General features: G+C 69.5%; 3 protein-coding genes and 1 pseudogene. 1 reads left to right on the top strand and 3 read right to left on the bottom strand.

Annotation, left to right across the window (positions count from 1 at the left end):
* Positions 1-200 precede the first annotated feature (200 nt).
* Positions 201-1,190 (bottom strand): tripartite tricarboxylate transporter substrate-binding protein, encoded by a 990-nt coding sequence (locus QZ500_RS06505; RefSeq protein WP_295852484.1) that lies wholly within the window; start codon positions 1,188-1,190, stop codon positions 201-203.
* 224 nt (positions 1,191-1,414) lie between these two features.
* On the opposite strand from QZ500_RS06505, the gene QZ500_RS06500 reads away from it, so the two are divergent.
* Complete coding sequence (locus QZ500_RS06500; RefSeq protein ID WP_295852481.1) at positions 1,415-2,428, top strand: SDR family oxidoreductase; 1,014 nt, start codon at positions 1,415-1,417, stop codon at positions 2,426-2,428.
* A gap of 83 nt (positions 2,429-2,511) precedes the next feature.
* On the opposite strand, the gene QZ500_RS06495 is transcribed toward QZ500_RS06500, so the two are convergent.
* Both QZ500_RS06495 and QZ500_RS06490 read right to left on the bottom strand, forming a co-directional pair.
* Positions 2,512-3,771, bottom strand: coding sequence for an AMP-binding protein (locus QZ500_RS06495; protein WP_295852479.1), 1,260 nt, complete (start codon positions 3,769-3,771; stop codon positions 2,512-2,514).
* A gap of 13 nt (positions 3,772-3,784) precedes the next feature.
* Positions 3,785-4,022 (bottom strand): annotated as a pseudogene (locus QZ500_RS06490) (ABC transporter ATP-binding protein); the annotation flags it as partial.

Here is a 4,022-nt window from a genome sequence, read left to right as displayed (position 1 = left end):
AAGCGAAGGCAGGGGTCATGGGGCGCGGAGTCCTCGGAAGTCGGTGTGCACGGTCGGCACGGTCCTCCGGTTGTAGTGCCCGCGCGCCGGCGGGTGCAGCGGAGATACCCGCAAACAGCCCCATCGGCCGGGCGTTCGCCCATGAAAAAGCCGCCCGGCCGGGACGGCACGGGCGGCTGTGGCGGTAGACCGCGCGGGGATCAGTCCGCGTAGGCGCCGGCGGCCTTGATGATCGGGGTCCACTTCGCGATTTCAGCGGACACGAACTTCTTGTGGCCGGCCGGGTCGAGGCGGCCGTCGGTGACGATCACGGCGCCCAGGGCTTCCTGGTTCTTGATGAAGGTCGGGTCCTTCAGGGCGACCTTCAGCGCGTCGTTCAGGCGCTTGATGACCGGAGCGGGCGTGCCCTTCGGTGCGTACAGACCGTGCCACACGGTGACTTCGAAGTTCGCCAGGCCGGCTTCCTTCAGCGTCGGCAGGTCCTTCAGGCCCGGGGTGGTCAGGCGCTTGGAGGTGGTCACGCCGTAGGCCTTGACCTTCTTGCCTTCGATCTGCTGGGTGGTGTTGGTGGTCTGGTCGCACAGCAGGTCGACCTGGTTGCCCATCAGGTCGGCGATGGCGGGCGCCGCACCCTTGTACGGCACCGGGGTCATCTCGGTCTTGATCGCGCTCTGGAACAGCAGGCCGCAGAGGTGCGAGGCGGAACCGATGCCGGCGTTGGCCAGGTTGATCTTGCCCTTGTTGGCGTCGATCCAGCCGGTCAGTTCCTTGTAGTTGTTGGCCGGCAGGGTCGGCTTGCCGATCAGCGTCATCGGCACGTCGTTGATCATGCCGGCGTATTCGAAGTCGTTCTCGACGTTGAACGGCAGCTTGCGGTACAGGCCGGGCATCGTGGCCATGCCGATGTGGTTCAGCAGGATGGTGTAGCCGTCCGGATTGGCACGGGCCACCTTGGCGGTGCCGATCGAGCTGCCGGCGCCGGCGGTGTTGTCGACGACGATGGTCGGGCCGCCCAGCGGCTTGCGCAGGGCTTCGGCGAGGTCGCGTGCCACGCGGTCGGTCGGGCCGCCTGCGGTGAAGGGCACGACGATGGTGATGGTGCGGTCCTTGGCCGGGAAATCCTGGGCATGAACGGACGTGGCGGCGAAGGCGGCCAGGGCCACGGCAGCAAGGGTGAACAGCTTTTGCATGATGAGATTTCCTTTCAGAAGGGAGCGCGATGATAGCGACTGGGGACGCGTGCGAGACACCACCGACCCCCTGGAAAACCCTTGCAAAACGGCCCTTTTGCGCATGATTGCGCTATCCGTTTTTCCAGGCGGTCACGGATGCGCGCAGGCCGCATCACACAGGTGTTCACACCGGACCCACAACGTCTTCCTAGCATGGCCGGTTTACAGCAGGAGGCCGCACCATGGGACGTCGCACTTCTTCTTCCCTTACCGGCGCCGCCGCGTCGTCGCGCCGCACGGCCGGGCAGCAGCGCACGATCCAGCGCCAGCAAGCTCGGCGCGACGCCGCGGATGCCGGCAGCGATAGCGGCAAGAAGAAGCCGCTGCAGGCCGGACCGCGCCGCCAGCCCGAGGCGCCGCTGCCGGGCAAGCGCCTGGCCAAGCCGGGCCGCGAGAGTGACATGGCACTGCGGCCGCGCTTCACCGCGCCCGGCTACCTGGGCAGCGGCAAGCTCGACGGCATGGCCGCCATCGTCACCGGAGGCGATTCGGGCATCGGTCGTGCGGTCGCGGTGCTGTACGCGCGCGAGGGCGCCGATGTGGCGATCGTCTACCTCGACGAGCACGACGACGCCGAGGAAACCCGCCGCCACGTGGAAGCCGAGGGCCGGCGCTGCGTGCTGATCCCGGGCGACGTGCGCAGCGCGGCCTTCTGCCGGCGCGCGGTGCAGAAGGCCGTCAAGGCGTTCGGCCGGCTCGACATCCTGGTCAACAACGCCGCCTTCCAGTCGCACGCCGACGACATCGCCGACATCAGCGAGAAGCAACTCGACATGACGCTGCGCACCAACGTGCACGGCTACTTCCACATGGTGCAGGCGGCGCTGCCGCATCTGCCGAATGGCGGCAGCATCGTCAACACCGGCTCGACCACCGGCCTGCAGGGCAGCAAGAACCTGCTCGACTATTCGGCGACTAAGGGCGCGATCCATGCCTTCACCAAGGCGCTGGCATCCAACCTGCTGCCGAAGGGCATCCGGGTCAATGCGGTGGCGCCCGGCCCGGTCTGGACCCCGCTGAACCCGGCGGACAAGAAGCCGGCCGACGTGCGCAAGTTCGGCAAGGCGACCGACATCGGCCGGGTGGCGCAGCCGGAAGAACTGGCCCCGGCCTACGTGTTCCTGGCGGCGCCGGCGTGCGCGAGCTACATCACCGGCATCGTGCTGCCGGTGACGGGCAGCGTAGGGGCGATCTGAGCGGCGCGCCGCATTTCAGCACCAAAAGCCGCGAACGCGCAGATGCAGCAAGCGCGCCTAGCTATTGAAAAGATAGCTATCGGTCACCGGTAGCTGCGCGCGTCCTCGATCACTTTGCCGTCGTTGGGCAGGTCGCCGGGGGCGCACAGTTCGACGTCCCCGCGCAGCTTGGTGATGTCGCGGATCGCCTCGCCCAGCCGGGCCGACAGGGCCGGGCGATCGGCGGCAGCGGCGCATTCGGCGCGCAGCAGCATCCGATCGTCGGCCATCTCGCCGCTCACGACCAAGCGGGCGCGGCCCAGTTCCGGAAAGCGCCGCACGATGTCGGCGATCTGGCCCGGATGCACGAACATGCCGCGCACCTTGGTGGTCTGGTCGGCGCGGCCCATCCAGCCGCGGATGCGGGTGCCGGTGCGGCCGGTCGGGCAGGGGCCGGGCAGGACGGCCGACAGGTCGCCGGTGCCGAAGCGCAGCAGCGGGTAGGCCGGGTTGAAAGTGGTGACCACCAGCTCGCCCACCTCGCCCTCGGCGACCGGATCGCCGGTGCCGGGGCGTACGATCTCTACGATCACGCCTTCGTCCAGCACCAGGCCTTGGCGGGCCGCCGTTTCGTACGCGATCAAGCCCAAGTCGGCCGAGGCATAGCACTGGTACGCCTCGACGCCGCGCCCGCGGACCCAGTCGCGCAGCGACGGCGGAAACGCCTCGCCCGAGACGAGCGCGCGCCGCAGGTGGGGCAGGACGGTGCCGCGTTCGGCGGCCTTCTCCAGCAGGATGCGCAGGAAGCTCGGCGTGCCGACATAGCCGGACGCGCGAAGCTCGGCCAGCGCCTGCAGCTGCTGCTCGGTCTGGCCGGTACCGCCGGGGAACACGCTGCAGCCGAGCGCGTGGGCGCCGCTTTCCATCATCGCGCCGGCCGGCACCAGGTGGTAGCTGAAGCTGTTGTGGACCAGGTCGCCGGCGCGGAAGCCGGCGGCGAAGAAGGCGCGTGCCATCCGCCAGTGGTCGGGCCGGTCGCCGTCGGGTTCGTACAGCGTGCCGGGGCTCGCGAAGATGCGCGGCATCGCCCGGCCGTAGCCGACTGCGCCGAAGCCGCCCATCGGGTCGCCGCCCGCGGCCCGCGCGGCCTGCTGCAGTGCCAGCAGCTCGTGCTTGCGGGTGACCGGCAGGCGCGCCAGCGCGGCCCGGCTGTCCACGCTGCGCGGATCGATGCCCGCCAGGAGGCGCGCAAACGCCGGCGCCCGGGCCTGCGCATGCGCCACCTGCGCCGGCAGCGCCGCCATCAGCGCGGCCTCGCGGACGGCGGGGTCGCGGGTTTCGAGTGCGTCGTAGTGATCGTTCATGTCGATCCCGGGCTCACGCCAGCCACCGTTTCCTGCGCTTGTAGCTCTTCACGTCGCGGAAGCTCTTGCGCGCGCCGCCGCCCATGCCGAGGTAGAACTCCTTCACGTCCTCGTTGCCGGCGAGGGCGGCGGCGGTGCCGTCCATCACCACCCGGCCGCTCTCGAGGATGTAGCCGTAGCCCGCGTACTTCAACGCCATCGAGGTGTTCTGCTCGGCCAGCAGGAAGGTGACCCGCTCCTTCTGGTTCAGG

Origin of the sequence: uncultured Xylophilus sp., assembly GCA_913776965.1 — a bacterium.
GTDB lineage: Bacteria > Pseudomonadota > Gammaproteobacteria > Burkholderiales > Burkholderiaceae_C > Xylophilus.
The sequence above is the reverse complement of the archived record's forward strand: the minus strand, read 5'-3'. Positions and strand labels throughout refer to the sequence as shown.